This window comes from Arthrobacter sp. P1_A5 (assembly GCF_056406825.1).
The window spans coordinates 1-15,429 of the sequence record NZ_JBFTZL010000081.1 but is presented as its reverse complement, the minus strand read 5'-3'; the positions used below and the strand labels follow the sequence as shown (position 1 = coordinate 15,429).

Annotated in this window: 14 protein-coding genes and 1 pseudogene; 13 read left to right on the top strand and 2 right to left on the bottom strand. The window is 64.1% G+C overall.

The features are described 5' to 3' along the window. The 3 genes from AC1D1S_RS12435 to AC1D1S_RS12425 all read left to right on the top strand — a co-directional run. Positions 1 to 1,354, top strand: a 1,354-nt coding sequence (locus AC1D1S_RS12435) for a thiamine pyrophosphate-binding protein (RefSeq protein WP_476994585.1), incomplete at its 5' end; no start/stop codon positions are given. Positions 1,355 to 1,591: 237 nt separating this feature from the next. After that, positions 1,592 to 2,065 (top strand): hypothetical protein, encoded by a 474-nt coding sequence (locus AC1D1S_RS12430; RefSeq protein WP_476994584.1) that lies wholly within the window; start codon positions 1,592 to 1,594, stop codon positions 2,063 to 2,065. Positions 2,066 to 2,150: 85 nt separating this feature from the next. Then, entirely contained in the window at positions 2,151 to 3,431 is a 1,281-nt protein-coding gene (locus AC1D1S_RS12425) for a J domain-containing protein (protein ID WP_476994583.1), read from the top strand. 36 nt (positions 3,432 to 3,467) lie between these two features. Here the strand turns inward: AC1D1S_RS12425 and AC1D1S_RS12420 are convergent, their stop codons facing one another. After that, the gene (locus AC1D1S_RS12420) at positions 3,468 to 3,599 is read right to left on the bottom strand and encodes a hypothetical protein (RefSeq protein ID WP_476944215.1); all 132 of its coding nucleotides are present in this window, start codon (positions 3,597 to 3,599) and stop codon (positions 3,468 to 3,470) included. Between the two features lie 264 nt (positions 3,600 to 3,863). On the opposite strand from AC1D1S_RS12420, the gene AC1D1S_RS12415 reads away from it, so the two are divergent. From AC1D1S_RS12415 to AC1D1S_RS12395, 5 genes and pseudogenes are all read left to right on the top strand, one after another. Further along, on the top strand, positions 3,864 to 4,418 hold the full coding sequence (locus AC1D1S_RS12415; protein WP_243182043.1) for a hypothetical protein: 555 nt from the start codon (positions 3,864 to 3,866) through the stop codon (positions 4,416 to 4,418). Further along, a complete protein-coding gene (locus AC1D1S_RS12410) occupies positions 4,415 to 5,017 on the top strand; it encodes a hypothetical protein (RefSeq protein ID WP_476946770.1) in 603 nt (200 codons plus the stop codon). Before AC1D1S_RS12415 ends, AC1D1S_RS12410 begins: the two co-directional genes overlap by 4 nt. A gap of 145 nt (positions 5,018 to 5,162) precedes the next feature. Further along, positions 5,163 to 5,585 (top strand): YybH family protein, encoded by a 423-nt coding sequence (locus tag AC1D1S_RS12405; protein WP_243182045.1) that lies wholly within the window; start codon positions 5,163 to 5,165, stop codon positions 5,583 to 5,585. Positions 5,586 to 5,783: 198 nt separating this feature from the next. Then, positions 5,784 to 7,400, top strand: coding sequence for an alpha-amylase family glycosyl hydrolase (locus tag AC1D1S_RS12400; RefSeq protein ID WP_476994582.1), 1,617 nt, complete (start codon positions 5,784 to 5,786; stop codon positions 7,398 to 7,400). A 5-nt stretch (positions 7,401 to 7,405) separates the two neighbouring features. Continuing rightward, a pseudogene (locus AC1D1S_RS12395) lies at positions 7,406 to 7,855 on the top strand (SRPBCC family protein); the annotation flags it as partial. A 72-nt stretch (positions 7,856 to 7,927) separates the two neighbouring features. On the opposite strand, the gene AC1D1S_RS12390 reads toward AC1D1S_RS12395, so the two are convergent. After that, on the bottom strand, positions 7,928 to 8,185 hold the full coding sequence (locus AC1D1S_RS12390) for an HPP family protein (RefSeq protein ID WP_476994581.1): 258 nt from the start codon (positions 8,183 to 8,185) through the stop codon (positions 7,928 to 7,930). Between the two features lie 637 nt (positions 8,186 to 8,822). Here AC1D1S_RS12390 and AC1D1S_RS12385 point away from each other — a divergent pair. From AC1D1S_RS12385 to AC1D1S_RS12365, 5 genes are all read left to right on the top strand, one after another. Beyond that, on the top strand, positions 8,823 to 11,381 hold the full coding sequence (locus tag AC1D1S_RS12385; protein ID WP_476994580.1) for a hypothetical protein: 2,559 nt from the start codon (positions 8,823 to 8,825) through the stop codon (positions 11,379 to 11,381). Positions 11,382 to 11,958: 577 nt separating this feature from the next. Next, positions 11,959 to 14,076 (top strand): GmrSD restriction endonuclease domain-containing protein, encoded by a 2,118-nt coding sequence (locus AC1D1S_RS12380; protein ID WP_476994579.1) that lies wholly within the window; start codon positions 11,959 to 11,961, stop codon positions 14,074 to 14,076. A gap of 89 nt (positions 14,077 to 14,165) precedes the next feature. After that, a complete protein-coding gene (locus AC1D1S_RS12375; protein ID WP_476994578.1) occupies positions 14,166 to 14,426 on the top strand; it encodes a hypothetical protein in 261 nt (86 codons plus the stop codon). Further along, positions 14,419 to 14,631: a hypothetical protein gene (locus AC1D1S_RS12370; RefSeq protein ID WP_476994577.1), complete on the top strand. Its 213-nt coding sequence runs from the start codon at positions 14,419 to 14,421 to the stop codon at positions 14,629 to 14,631. The genes AC1D1S_RS12375 and AC1D1S_RS12370 overlap by 8 nt, the downstream gene beginning before the upstream one ends. Before the next feature lie 306 nt (positions 14,632 to 14,937). Further along, a complete protein-coding gene (locus AC1D1S_RS12365) occupies positions 14,938 to 15,384 on the top strand; it encodes an FCD domain-containing protein (RefSeq protein WP_476994576.1) in 447 nt (148 codons plus the stop codon). Positions 15,385 to 15,429: the final 45 nt, after the last annotated feature.

The window sequence follows — 15,429 nt, the reverse complement described above, 5'->3', positions numbered from 1 at the left end:
GCCCTGGGACGTGGACCAGGCGGCAATCGCCGCGGGCCTCGGCGCCGCCACGTTCACCGTGACCCGCGACGCCGCGGGCTCCATCACGCAGCAGGCGGTGGAATACGCGCTCACCAAGCGAACCGCCGTCGTTATTGCCATTCCCTACGACCTCGCGGCAGTCGAGGCTGCGGACGAAGAGCTTCCCGCGCCGCTGGCACCGGCGGTGAGTGACGACGTCGACGGCGGCCTGGGGCAGGTAGCCCGCCTGCTTGCCGGGGCGAAGCGACCGCTGATCCTCGCCGGCCGCGGTGCGCATCTCGCCGGCGCCGGCCCGGAGCTCCGGGAGCTCGCCGACCGCCTCGGCGCGCTGACCGCCGGAACCGCCTTGGCGCTCAATCTCCTCGAGGGCGACGGGTACCTCGGCGTCGCGGGCGGCTTCGGCACGGAGACCGCGGCCGGGCTCATGGGTGAGGCTGATGTGGTCCTTGTGGCCGGGGCAAGCCTGAGCCCCTTCACCATGCGGTTCGGGCACCTGCTCGGCCCGGACAGCACCGTCATCCAGATCGACACCGCCCTGCAGCCGACGCACCCCCGGGTGGACACGTTCGTCAGCGCGGACGTGAAGTCTGCTGCGGGACACATCCTGAAGATGCTGGATGTCCCGGCCTCGCCGGACGCCAGCCCCGCAGGAGCCTGGCGCGCGGAAGCCCGCAAACGCCTGGCCGAACGACCGGCCCACCATCCAGGCTCAGCGGAGACCCCGGACGGCCGGCTGGACCCGCGCTCCCTTGCCACGGCACTGGATGCGGTGCTGCCGGAGCGCCGCACGGTGGTCCAGGACGGCGGGCACTTCGTCGGCTGGGCACCCATGTACTGGCGCATCCCGAGGCCCCAGGACCTGGTCATGGTCGGGACCGCCTACCAGGCCATCGGACTGGGCCTCGCCAGCGCCGTCGGGGCAGCCCGCGCAGTGGAGGACGGCCGCACCCTGGTGCTGGCCTCCGGCGACGGCGGTTTCCTGATGGGCCTGTCCGACCTCGAATCGCTGATTGGCGCGGCCAGCAGCGCCGTCGTGGTGATCTACAACGATGCCGCCTATGGAGCCGAAATCCACCAGTACGGCTCCCAGGGCCTGACCGAAAAGCCCATGCTGATCCCCGAGGTGGACTTCAGCGGCATCGCCCGCGCGCTCGGTGCCGAATCCGCGATCATCCGCACGCTGTCGGACCTTTCCGCGCTCCAGGACTGGATCGACGCCGGCGCCAGGGGAACCTTCGTGGCCGACTGCCGGATCACGTCGAGCGTGCGGGCCCAGTGGCTGAGCGAGTGGATGGCGGCCAAGCAGGAGGCAAAGGCGGCGGTGGCCGGGTAACTGCCGCGCGCCCAACGGAGCTGAGGGTTCTGGAAAGCCAGACTTCCCCGTTCCGAGTAGGCACAGCCAGCGCGCTTCCAACGAGTTCACGCATGAGGGACGCGGAGTTCGTCGCCGTGGCGTACCACTGCTGCCCGTCCGCATCGGATGAGACAGCGCTCTACTACTCCGAGACCAAATGCGACGCGCTAGTCTCAACTCCGCTTGGTTGGGGCCAGCCTGAAGCAGACTCGTCCCATGTGGACCACATTTATCCCAGACCTTTTGGTGGCAGTTTTCGGGGCCGGATTGACAGTTCTCATCGCATTCTTGACGTTTCGGCACCAGCTAAAGGTGACTGAACGCGTCGAATTGAACCGCCTGATTAGCGACCTAAACCTCCGCCGAGTCCTGCACGAGATCACCGATCCTCGTCTCGTCCATGGCGCAAAGGACATTGATGATTTCAAGCACGCGAACTTAAGCGTTCTGGACATACGGGAACAGACTAAACGTGTCGGTCATCACCTGCGCCCAAATTCCCCCGCCCAAGAACCGGTGTCTGGCTTGATCAAAGGCTGTAATCGGTACCTCGAAGCGGGGATGTACGAGCCTGAAAAGTACCATTTTCATCTGCTTGAACTCCGAAGCGAAGTTCAAGCCTGCATCAACAAGATTGCAGCTGGTGACGACAGGATTAAGCCTCTCGATCCAGGAAGTTCAGCCTACTGAATTGCGGTCAAAGACAGCTCAAAAGGAAATGCCGCGTCGAGTCAGGGGCAGAAGCGCGTCCCGCGGGTAGGCTGCCTGAAGGGGAATGAGAGGAACAGACCGAATGACACAAGCAGCCGTCACGCATTATGAGGTGCTTGGAGTACAAACGACGGCCGACACAGCCGAAATCAAAAAGGCATACCAGCGAAGCCTCAGGACGTCGCATCCAGATGTGGGTGGCAGCACCGGCTTATTCCGACTCGTTCAGGAAGCCTACGAGGTCCTCTCCGATCCGGCTCGTAGAGCGGCCTACGACCGCACTCCTAAGGACAGAAACTCCGGGCACGCAGGAGGAACCAGCAGCCACAGGCCGCAACAGAAACAGTCACGGTCCAATTCGGACTCATCACAGCAGAAGGCGGAAGCAGGCTTCGCTGAAATGGAGCAGCCGCCCACCCCAACTCCGTGGAACGGACCGGCGGTGGAATACCGGCCTCCACTTGTCCCGCCGTCGGGCGAAGCCCGCAAGATTCGTCGGCCCGCACCTCCCTGGACACGCACTTGGCGAACCGTCTTCTACGTCTTGGGCAGTGTGTGCACCGCCCCTCCCCTATTCAGTACGATCTGGTACTTCAGCACTACTCAGACAAACCCCAACTGGTTGGTAATGGGGCTAACCTGTCTTCTTATCACCGCCCTAACTGCCGGATTCTGGTGTGTCGCTGCCATGCTCCCGAAGTGGTGGACAAAAAGGAAACGCCCTGCACCTCCCGCCATCCTTGCCAGCGCTTATCTAGTTGAGGAGATTCTCAGCCGCACCGTCCATGGTGTGCCCGGTCGGGGTCTCTCGGTGGGACGCTTCGGGGACAGGGCGGAGATCGGCGCAGAGGGCGAACGGCGCACGGCCCGGCTCATCACCCACTCAGTCCTTCCGGTAATCCCCTCTGCCCGACTCATCAACGGACTCCGTTGGCCTGGGTCCGAACACGCCGACCTCGATCATGCCGTTATTGCCGGAAACAGAATCGCTCTAATCGACTCAAAGATGTGGGCAGACGGCGCCTATTGGTGGGACAATAAGCAGCTTTTCCGCAACGGCCGAGAGCTCAAGGCCTTTGGGCTGGGAGCAGGTGTCGAGGCGATTCGTGCCGTCTATCCCGGATATATCGTTGAAGGCTGGGTAGTACTGCATTCACCAACGGGAAGACTCTCCCTACCGTCGGTTGAGCGTGCTGGCATGTTCCCGCTTCCCGGGCGGGCACCCATCCGGATGGTTACTCCACGAGAACTTGTATCCGAGGTCCATGCTTTCTTGGTACAGGGCGATGCTCCGCATGTGGTCCAGGTCCCAGCTTTGGCCGGACTCCTCCGCTCCATGTTGTAGACAAGGAACAAAGTTAGGCCTGCTGTCCCCAAACTCCTACTGTCCCGGCGCGCGGTAGGACGGCGTCTTTCTCGCAGCTTCGTCGATGTCGTCCACGGTCATGAGCGGCATTAGGCAGACGAAGTCGACGCCGTCGATCCCCTGCTGGTACTCGTCAGGCCCTTCCACCACGTTGACGCTGCCGCGGTGCCGAAGCGGTCCACGCGGTGGAGTCGGCCGCGTTGGCTGCAGACGCGTTTAGCAAGGAGGCCGCGGCGATGACGGCCAGGGCCAACGGCCGGGCGGGATAGAACTTGGACGGCGGCATGGGTGCCCGCCGCCGTCGGGCTCTTAAGCGGGAACGACTAACTCCCGAGGGCAGACAATCTCAGTGGGGTGCGCCAGAATTTAAGCAGCGGGGCCGCCCCGTCTGATACAAGTTCTGAGGGATCCATGGGAGAACCGGCACAGGTCACCGACAATTACGCCCAGTTCATCGCCCGGCTTGAAACCGCCACCAAGAATCTAAGTAACAGGCGTCAGTCACTGAGCAAGTCACTCGCGATCCTCACCCTGCTCAGGGATCAGAACCTCGCCGGCATGGAGTCGTGGGAGCAGCGGCGGGCCAAGACCAGCAAGCTACTGGCGGAGCACTCCCAGGGGCCGGAAGCCGAGTCCGTCAGGGAACTCCTGGAGGTCGCACTCAGGATGGAACCGATGTTCCGCAACCGCACCGAACGGATCGGGCAGCGGGTGGAGCTGCTCCGAAAACGGTCCGACGAACTCACAAAATCGCTTGTGGAGCTTGAGAAGAGCAAGGCCAAACTGGAGTCCTCCAGAATGCTTGCGCTGGAGCGGGATAATTTAAGCAGGGCTGTTGCGAAATTGGCGGGCACACCGGAAGGCCCGGTTGGGGGCCTATCCGACGCTGGCATCCTCGACGATCTCAAGAGGGCCCGTGAGGCAATCGCCTTCGCCGAGGCACTCCTGGAAGTGAAGGGAAAATGAGCAACTCTCTCCCCAAACCCGAGCAAAGGCTGCTCGTGACTTTCACCTCTCAGCAATGGAGCGGTCGGCCGGGTATGGATGCCTCTTATTTGTGTCTGGGGCTCGGATTCGTCGGGTTCGTCGTTTGCCTCGTGCTGATGATCTTCTTTGCCGGCCTTCGGGACCCCGGAGCCGCGGCACTCTTCATCGTCGGCTTTGCAGTCGCGTTGACAACTCTCATCGTCGTGGCGAAATCGTCTAGCGAGAAGAAATTCCTGATCGGCATCAACCAGAGTGTCAATGAAACCATCCTTGAGCTGACCGGCAATCCGGACGACCGACTGTCACTGCGCAGTTTCCGGAGGTTCATCGAGCATGAGCAGCGCATTCCGTTGCCTGTCCACGGCGTGCAGGGCCTTGAGCTGGTCGTCGTCAGGGAAGGCGAATCCGCCGTCGCAGGCCGAAAGCATGCAGCACAAAGCCGAACGGCACCGCCGAGTCCATCGTCAATCCACCCGCCGCTCGTTACAACGACCGAATTGATGATTGCCGTAATGCCGCCCGATTACGGAACGACCAGCTTCGACCGACTGCTGAAAGCTACCCTCGACACCGACTGAACGCATACGCGGGTTGTTTGGCGCAAGGCTCCCCAGCCGGCAACCACCCACCCGTTTGTAAGATTCTGGAGCCGGTAGCGGGCCGGGCGCGGAGCCGCCAAGGTACGTCAGACCCGGTCGCCCTACGAATTGGAAGGTGAGAACCATGGACCTTGACAAAGTCAGAGACCAGTTTCGTCACGCTGTAAATCAGTTTGCTAAAGGCGATCCGGAACCCGCCAAAGCCATTTTCTCCCATCTGGGGGACGTGTCCCTTGCTAATCCTTGGGGCCCTCCGGCTGTGGGCTGGGAGCGGGTCTCAGAGGCCCTCGATTCAGCTGCGGCACGATTCAAAGATGGACGCGTCACCGCTGTTGATACCCTCACCAAGCACATCACGTCCGATCTCGCCTGCTTCCTGGACATCGAACACTGGCAGGCCAAGGTCGGAGGAGGAGACGAAGAATCGCCGTTTGATCTGCGGGTAACAAGCATCTATCGCAGCGAGGGCGACACTTGGACACTCGTGCATCGCCACGCAGACCCGATCACCACACAGCGGGCACCGGACGCCACGCTCGGAAAATGACGCCCGGGAAAGTCCCCCGGTTCCACGGACATTCAGGCGCCGCCGGCGAGCAGATGCCCGCCGGCATGATCGTCACCGTACCGTTGATCATTATGGCGCTGACTTTCCAGTGCTGGATCTTCAAGGCCTCATGGCGGGTACTAGTAGGTGAGCGTTGCATCCTTGAGTTTCGAATCCTTGCCGCTACAGCACTCCCCCGTGCCGACTGAAACGCCGCGGTCCCCCGCCCCCGACTGGTGGCAGTCCGCCGTCATCTACGAGGTCTACCCGCGCTCCTTCGCCGACGGCGACGGCGACGGCGTGGGCGATCTCGCCGGGCTCATCGCCCGGCTGCCCTACATCGCCTCCCTCGGTGTCGAGGGCATCTGGATGACCCCGTTCCAGCCCTCCCCGCAGGTGGACCAGGGCTACGACGTCACCGACTACTGCGGCGTGGACCCGCTGTTCGGCACCATGGAACAGTTCGACTCGCTGCTTTCCAAGGCGCACTCGCTGGGCCTGCGCGTCCTGCTCGACGTTGTCCCCAACCACTGCTCCTCGGAGCATCCGCTGTTCCAGGCGGCCCTCGCGGCCGGCCCGGGCTCGCCGGAGCGGGACATGTTCCACTTCGTTGAAGGCTCGGTGGACATGCCTGACGGCGGTGTCCCGCCGAACAACTGGCAGAGCGTCTTCGGCGGCCGGGCCTGGAACCGCGCCAACCCCGGCTCGGAGACGGACCAAGACTGGTACCTGCACCTGTTCTCGGCCGGGCAGCCGGACTGGAACTGGCGCAACCCCGCCGTCGGCGATTACTTCGACGGCGTGCTGCGATTCTGGTTCGACAAGGGCGTGGACGGGCTGCGGATCGACGTCGCGCATGCCCTGTTCAAGGTCGACGGGCTGCCGGACTCCCCCTCCACGGGCGGGGTGGTGGACGGGCTGCGGTCCAACCCGCAGGTCTCGGACCAGGAGGACGTCCACGAGGTCTACCGCCGATGGCGCACCCTCGCCGAGAAGTATGAACCGCACCGCCTGCTGGTAGGCGAGGTCAACCTGGAGCCCGCCCGCGCCGCCCGCTACACCCGGGCCGACGAGATGCAACAGGCCTTCGCGTTCGCCTTCGTGAAGCTCGGCTGGGACGCGGAGGCGTGGGCCGCCGTCGGGAACGAACTCGAAGCCGCCCGTCAGCTGCATGGCGCCGCCCCCACGTGGGCGCTCGAAAACCACGACATCGTCCGCTCCGTCACCCGATTCGGCGGCGGCGAGCTCGGCAGCGTCCGGGCCCGGGCCGCCGTCGTGGCGCTGCTGGGGTTGCCCGGCGCCGCGTACATCTACCAAGGGCAGGAACTCGGGCTGCCCGAGGTCGACGTGCCGATGGAGTCCCGGGTGGATCCGATGTGGGCCCGCGGCGGCGTCTGCCGCGACGGAGCCCGCGTCCCGCTGCCGTGGACCGCGGACGACGCGTTGAGCCATGGGTTCTCGCTGGCAGAGCCGGCCGCGGAACCGTGGCTGCCGGTCCCGTCGGACTGGGGCACACACGCGATCGAACTCCAGCAGCAGAACCCCGAATCCGCCCTGAACCTTGCCAGGACTGCCATCGAGCTGCGCCGGCAGTTGTGGAAGAACGAGGTGTTCACCGCGGACGACGGCGGCAGCTGGCGGGTCGAGGCCGGAAACCTCCTCATCTGCGAACGCAACGAGCACTTCCTCGTCGCCGTCGCGATGGGGACCAAACCGGTTCGGCTGCCCGCCGGCATGGTGCTGCTCGGCGCCGAGCCGCTGGCCGAGGAGGGCTGGCTGCAGCCAAACAACGCGGCGTGGGTGCTGCGGGGCTAATCGGAAGTTCCATGGAAAAGATCTTTGATATCTATATCAAGACCACTCCGGAGCGTCTCTGGGAGGCAATCACGGACGGCAAGATCCGCAGCAAGTACCAGTTCGGATCCGTCGTCACCTCGGACTGGACGCCGGGATCACGGTTCGAAATGGCAACCAAGGGCGGGGAGCTCTTGGGCGAGGGCGAGAACCTGGAGATGGACCCGCCGCGTCGGCTCGTCCAAAGCATGCGTGCGCTCTGGGGTGAGGACGTCAAAGCCGAAGGCACCTCCCGGGTTACCTGGGAGATCGAACCGGTGGGCGCTTCCTGCCGCCTGACCGTCACCCACGACCAGCTCCGAGAAGGCGCCAACGAACAGCTCTACGGCGGTTGGGCCGATGATCCTCTCCGGATTGAAGACGTGGCTGGAACCGGCGAGCTTCTTACTACTCCCGGCTCCCTCATCTCCACCTGAGGCGCCCCCAGACCCGCCGCCGAGCTTGCCCGACGTTACCGTGTGCTCTTCGTCGTGCAGGACGCCTCTTGTTCAAATCCAGTAGGTCGGGTAGGTACCCCCGCGGAGCTGCGACCGGAGGATCCCAAAAATGACCAGGATGCACGCATCGATGACGGAACACACCACAAGGGAAACCTGCCCCGTCGTCGCCGTGGTCCTGATAACCGCGGTGGCAGCCGCCGGTGAGTGAGGCATTCTCAACCACAGCGTGGCTCCGATCGCCAGACCGCCCGCAATGGCAGCGGCCCAGATTGAGTGGCTGACGAGCCCCGCGCCGACGCCGACCATGGCGGCAACGAAATGGCCCCCAATAACACTTCTGGGCTGAGAGAGGGCGATTGGGGGGCGGCAACCAGGAATGCCATGGACGCGCCCATCGGCGAGATGAGCAGGAGATGGCCCGACAGCTGACCCAACAGGGTCCGCGACCGGGCCGTGGAACGTCACGCTCTACCCGCTCAGCGACGCCCTGGGCAACCCTCCGGCGGATTCCAAATCCTCGCCACAATAAACGTCACGGGCACCCCCACGGGCACCGCCGGTCCGGTTTTCGTCAGCTCGACCGTCATCCCACGGACCTTCAACCTGGATGAAGGACCCGCCGCGGTTCCTGCGGGTATTGCGGATAGTTCAACCTGCACCCCCATGGATAAGAGTGATTGACCACTTCATCGTAGGTCTATCGGGTAGCAAAGTGTTTGGACGGACGGCATTTAATTCTGAAAACAATTCCGGGAAACACCCACTGCGCTATGACTCCTAGTTGCTATTCCGCGCTGGAACGACCACAGGTGGTAGCGCAACGGGGACGTGGAGCAGCGTCATGCGCAAACCGTCAGGTACTCTGGTGGAAATTGTGAATATTGGGGGAAAGAAAAACTTGAATAGGAACGCGCCGCGAAGGCCCTTCATCATCCTTGCCGCCATGCTCGCCGCTACTGCCCAGTTGGGCCCGGCGATCCCGGCCTCGGCGGCCAGCAGCTCGTTGCCCGCTGCGTCCTCTGTCGGTGCTGACGCTGTCCTCACCAGAGTCCAGCCAGCTACGGAAAGCACGCCCGAGGGCTCCTCCGCCACCGGCCCCGACACCACCGGCCCGGTCCTAGTGAGCTCGACCGTCACGCCGCAGTCCTTTAACCTGGCTGAAGGACCGGCAACGGTCGAAGTTACAGTTCGCCTAACAGACGAGACAGGGGTCAAAGCGCCGACGGTTCTTGTGGGCCATGACCGAACGGGCCAGAGCCTCGGATTCGGTTCGCTGAGCCTCATCTCCGGCACCGCCACCGACGGCACCTGGCAACGAACAATGACCATTCCACAAGCGACCGCGACCGGCCCTTGGAGCGTCAAGCTCTACCCCCTGAGCGATTCCCTGGACAACTCCTCCGGCGGATTCCAAACCCTTGCCACCCTCCAGACGGCGAATGTCCCCGCAACCGACACCGTCGGCCCGGTCTTAGTGAGCAGATCCGTCACCCCGAAGTCCTTCGATCTGGATGAAGGCCCGGCAACAATCGAAGTGACAGTTCGACTGACCGACCGAACAGGAGTCACGGCCCCGACAGTTGTTGCGGCCAATGAGCAAACGGGCCAGACCCGCGGACTCGGTCCAATGAGCCTCATCTCCGGCACCACCACCGACGGCACCTGGCACAGATCGATAATCATTCCGCAAGAGTCCAACGCCGGCGTCTGGAACGTCACTCTCTACCCCCTGGACGATTCCCTGGGTAACCGCTCCTACGGATACCAGATCCTCGCCACCCCCTACACGCTCAACGTCGACGGCCCCGACACCACCGGCCCGGTCGTTGTGAGCTCGTCCGTCACCCCACGGTCCTTCAATCTGGCTGAAGGACCGGCAACTGTCAAAGTTACAGCCCGCCTGAACGACCAAACAAAGGTCGTGGCCCCGACAGTTGTTTTGGCCCATGACGGAACGGACCAGAGCCTGGGATTCGGGACAATGAGCCTAGTCTCCGGCACCACCAAGGACGGCACCTGGGAGCGAACAATGACGATTCCCCAAGGGTCAGCCACCGGCCTCTGGAAAGTCACGCTCTACCCCTTGAGCGATTCCCGGGGCAACTCCTCCGCCGGATTCCCATCCCTTGCCACGATAAACGTGGTCACATCGACGGCAGTCACTCCAGCCCCGGTAATCTTCACCGACAAGGACGGCACCGCGAACGACACCTACACCATCCCAGCCACCACCGGTGTGGACTACATCATCGGCGGAAAGACCATCGCGGCGGGCACCTACCCCGGCGCCGGAACCCTGACCGTCACCGCCAAATCCCGCACCGACTACGTGATTGCCTCCGGGGCCATCGCCACGTGGACCTCGACGTTCAAAACGACGCTGTTGCCTGTTGTGCCTGGCGCCGGCTCACAAATTGCCGTGAAACCCTTCAGGGCCCTCGACACCCGTGCCAGCAAGCCGGCAGCTGCCGATGGAACGGTGTCCTTCCAAGTCGGCGGAATCAACGGCATTCCCAAGAACGTCTCCGCCGTCGTCTTCAACCTCACCGTCACCGAAGCCAAGTCATACGGCTTCGTCACCGCCCACGCCTCCGGCACCAGGCGTCCCGACGCCTCCAACATCAACTACGGAGCCGGCCAGACACGCGCGAACCTCGTCACCGTGCCGGTCGGGGCCGATGGCAGGGTAACCCTCTTCAACCGCTCGGACGGAACCGCGCAACTGATCGCCGACGTCGCCGGCTACTACGTCTCCGGCAAGGCCACCGCACCSGGCGCTTTCCAGCCCGTGGCACCGTCCCGGTTCCTGGACACCCGTAGCACCAAGCGCACCGGCGCCGACGGGGCTGTGTCCTTCCAGGTCGGCGGCGTCAACGGCATCCCCAAGAACGTCTCCGCCGTCGTGTTCAACCTCACCGTCACGGAAGCGAAGTCCTTCGGCTTCGTCACCGCCCACGCCTCCGGCACCACCCGGCCCGACGCTTCCAATCTCAACTATGAGACCGGCCAGACACGCGCGAACCTCGTCACCGTGCCGGTCGGGGCTGACGGCAAAGTGACCCTCTTCAACCGCTCGGGCGGAACCGCCCAACTCATCGCAGACGTGGCGGGCTACTACATCTCGGGCCAGGCCACCGCGCCGGGCGCCTTCCAGCCCGTGGCACCCTCCCGGTTCCTGGACACCCGTAGCACGAAGCGCGCAACCGCCGATGGATCGGTGTCCTTCCAAGTCGGCGGAATCGACGGCATCCCCAAAAACGTCTCCGCCGTCGTCTTCAACCTCACCGTCACCGAAGCGAAATCATCCGGCTTCGTCACCGCCCACGCCTCCGGCACGACCCGTCCCGATGCCTCCAACATCAACTACGGGGCCGGCCAGACACTGGCCAACCTCGTGAGTGTCCCGGTCGGTGCCGACGGCAAAGTAACTCTCTTCAACCGCTCCAACGGAACCGCGCAACTCATTGCAGACGTCGCAGGCTACTACATCGCCGGCCAGTAGTAAGCACAACCGACCGGGCCGTCCACTTTTCATTACGGATAGTGGGCGGCCCTTCGTTAATCCACGTTGCCCTAGGCCGCCAGGCCGTTTACCCACGAAAGCGTCCAGAAACTCCGGCGGCCGCCTGTACACCTCACACACTTCCCGGGTCCCGTGAGCTGCTGGGGCCAGTGCTGGTCGTGACGATGGAGACCATCCCAACGATGATGTTCGCTCACTCCCAGCGAGACCAGGACGCACCAGCAGTATTCGCTCAGGCTGGCACCGCCGGAGAAGATTGCGTTTTTCTTGAAATACCCTTTTTGCACGGCCGGGAACAGCGCCCGCAGTACCTCATGGCTAAGAGTGACTGACGAGTTCATCGTTGACCGGCCCGCAACAAAGTGCTGCGCCGACAAGATCAAGTTCGAAACCAATCCGGAAACACCCGTTGCACTATCGGTGTGGGCCGCAATTCCGCGCCGAAGAGGACTAATAGGACCAAAGGTGAAAGCGCAACGGGGGACGCGGACAGCGTAATGCACAATCTGTCATGTACTCTGAGGAAAATTCGTGCATATGGGGGGAAAGAAAACATTTGAATAAGACCGCGCCGCGCAGGCCCTTGATCATCCTGGCGGCCATGCTGGCCGCCATCGCGCAACTGGGCTTGGCGGTCCCGGCCTCAGCGGCTGTCAACGCCTTGCCCGCGGCGTCCACTGTCCGCATGGAAGCGGAGCCGGTTGCGGAGAGCACGCCCCAGGGCTCCTCCCCCGGCGTACAAGTCCCGGTGTCTCCTTTCCGGGCGCTGGACACGCGGAAAAGTCGACCTGTTGCTGCCAGGGGGACCGTCGCTTTCCGTGTTGGAGGCGTCGAAGGCATTCCCGCGACGGTCTCCGCCGTCATCTTCAACCTCACAGTGACTGAGGCGCAATCCTTCGGTTTCGTGACGGCCTATGCTTCCAGTTCCAATCGACCCGACGCCTCCAACCTCAACTACAAGGCGCGGCAGACGGTCGCAAACCAGGTGACGGTACCGGTCGGAAGCGATGGGATGGTCAAGCTCTACAACCAGTCCACCGGAACCGCCCAGCTCATCGCCGACGTCTCGGGTTACTTCGTGGCTGGCACTCCCACCGAGCCGGGAGCGTTCCGGGCTTTAGCCCCGTCCCGGTTCCTCGATACCCGCAGCGGCAACCGGGCTGTTGGCGGCGATTCAACGGTTTCATTCCGGGTCGGCGGCGCGAACGGTATTCCCGCGAACGCCGCTGCTGTTGTCTTCAACCTGACGGTGACCGAGCCAAGTTCCTTCGGCTTCATCACGGCTTACGCCTCGGGAACCGACCGCCCCGACGCCTCGAACGTGAACTACGCGCCCGGGCAGACGGTTCCGAACCTCGTCACAGTCCCGGTGGGGGTCGACGGGCGGGTAACCCTTTTCAACCGCTCCGGCGGAACAGTCCAGCTCATCGCCGACGTCGCCGGCTATTACCTCGCCGGCACACCGGCCACCCCGGGTGCCTTTCGGTCCCTGGGACCATCCCGGTTCCTTGACACCCGCGGCACAGGTGCTGCTGTCCGCGGAGATTCGGCAATCGCCTTCCAGGTTGGCGGTGCCAGCGGCATCCCGGCTAACGTGGCGGCAGTCGTATTCAACCTGACCGTCACCGAGGCAAGATCTTTCGGCTTCATCACCGCCTATCCCTCCGGCAGCCTCCTCCCCGATGCCTCCAACCTCAACTATGAGAAGGGGCAGACCGTGCCGAACCTCGTCACTGTTCCTGTCGGACCAGACGGGGAAGTCACCCTCTACAACCGGTCCTCCGGGTCGACACAGCTCATCGCGGACGTTGCCGGCTACTACCTGCCGGGCCTCTTCACGGCGCCGAACTACCAGCCGGCGTTCGCCAGCCGGGCTCTGGAGGTCCTGGACGCGCTGCCGATCAAGGGCCGTGCGCCCAAGACCGGCTACGACCGTGCCCTTTTTGGCCAGGCGTGGGCAGACGTAGACGCTAACGGTTGCGACACCCGCAACGACATCCTGAAGCGCGACCTCGCCCAGATCACATTCACCAACGGTGTGCCGTGCCAAGTGGCGACCGGCACGCTGAATGATCCCTACACGGCCAACACGATCCAGTTCGTGCGCGGCGCCGAGACGAGCAGCGCGGTACAAATCGACCACGTCGTAGCCCTCAGTGACGCCTGGCAGAAAGGCGCCCAGCAACTGACCGCAGGCCAGCGGACGGCATTCGCCAACGATCCCCTCAATCTGCTGGCCGTCGACGGCCCGGCGAACATGCAAAAGGGCGACGGCGACGCCGCCACGTGGTTGCCGCCGCAACGGAGCTACTGGTGCAACTATGTAGCCCGGCAGATCGCGGTCAAGGCAACCTACAGCCTCTGGGTGACGCAGGCAGAACGCGACACTATGGCCGACATCCTGGCGAATTGCCCCGACATGACCGTGCCGACCAACCAGCCCGCGCCGCTGCCGGAACCTGCACCTGAACCGACGCCTCCACCGGCACCCGTGCAGCCTGTGCCGGCACCGGCCCCGGCGCCGCGGCCTGTGCCGCCACCCGCCCCCGCGCCGGCGCCATATTACGCCAACTGCACCGCTGTCCGGGCGGCCGGCAAGGCGCCAATCTACGCTGGCCAGCCGGGCTACAGCCGCAAGCTCGACCGTGACGGTGACGGCGTAGCCTGCGAGTAGGAGCGTGAGGGGTTCTTCCGGAAGGAAGGACCCCTCACTTGCTCTTGGCCTTGATCCAAGGCCGCGGCCCACCCACAAGCATTACGTTCATGGGTGCCAATGACAGTTCCGCCGTTCACAGCGGCGGAGGCCCGGCGGGCGGTATCGAAGGCGCCGGCCAGCTCATGGCGATGCTGGACCAGGGTGTTTCCGCGGCTGATCTGGAGACCACACTGTCCGCCTGGCTGGAAGCCGGTGCCATCGACCAGCCCACGCCGTCCTGCGGGCGCTGCATGCCCTCTCCCGACGGCGAGGCAGCGAAACCGGGCCGCCTTGGGTACCGCGGGAATGCTGCTCGGAGCGATGGATAGCCCCTTCGCCGGACAGCTGCTGGCCGCACAGCTGGGGCCACTTCTGGACTACGACGAGCGGCGGGGAACACAGCTGGTCCTCACGGCGTGGACGTTCCACGAAAACGGCGGGGCGACCCAGGAAACGGCCAGCTCCCTCGATGTCCAAGTGGCGCTGCGCCTCTGGCGGATGAAGACAGCCGGCGTCAGCTCCGGCGGTTCCTGACCGGCGGACCTCCCTCGCCGACCCGAGGCACATGGCACCCGCACACATATGCACGACTTTAATATGGCGCCAAACCACATGTTGGGCGTCACGTCACTCTGGAATGCTGAGATCTGCGGCGCCTTTCGGCCAGCCGCCCATCCCATCTCTAGGAGTTATTCACAATGTTGTGTGCGCATGCAGCGGGTATCCGTCCCGCAACTTTTGGCGTCCTCCGCCTGCCGCGGAGCGTCGTCGTCGGCGCCCAGCAGCGCTTCGCCGTCGCCCAGATCGCAGCCGAATTCGGGACGAACGTTCTAGTCTGCATTGACCCGCGGCTGGCCGCCTCAGCGGAACTTCAGGCCCTGGTCCGACGAGGCCATCAACGCGACGGCGGAGCAACTGGATGAGCTCGACCGGTTGACCCACAGCATGGCCGAGTCCGGGGACTGGTCCGGCTACCACCAGGCCGACGAGCAGTTCCACCAGCTCGTAGGCACCGAGTCGGGGCCTGGCACCGCCGTCGAGGCCTACCACGGGACGCTGGCCGAGCTCTACGCCTACTTCATCCCCTATCCCATCGAGCTTCTGCACAAGTCCAACTGCGACCACATTGCGCTGGTGGCAGCCCTGCGTGCGGGCGATGCCCAGGAAGCCGTGGAGGTCTCGCGCAAGCACGTGGACATCCTGCACCCCACAATGTTCATGGGCCTGAGGGACGGCGCAGCCGGCTCACCCGTTTGCTGCAAAGGGGATCGTCCGTCTGTCCTCTGATGTCCATGGCTGCTCCTCAAATAATGCCGCCTCTAAGATGAGGCA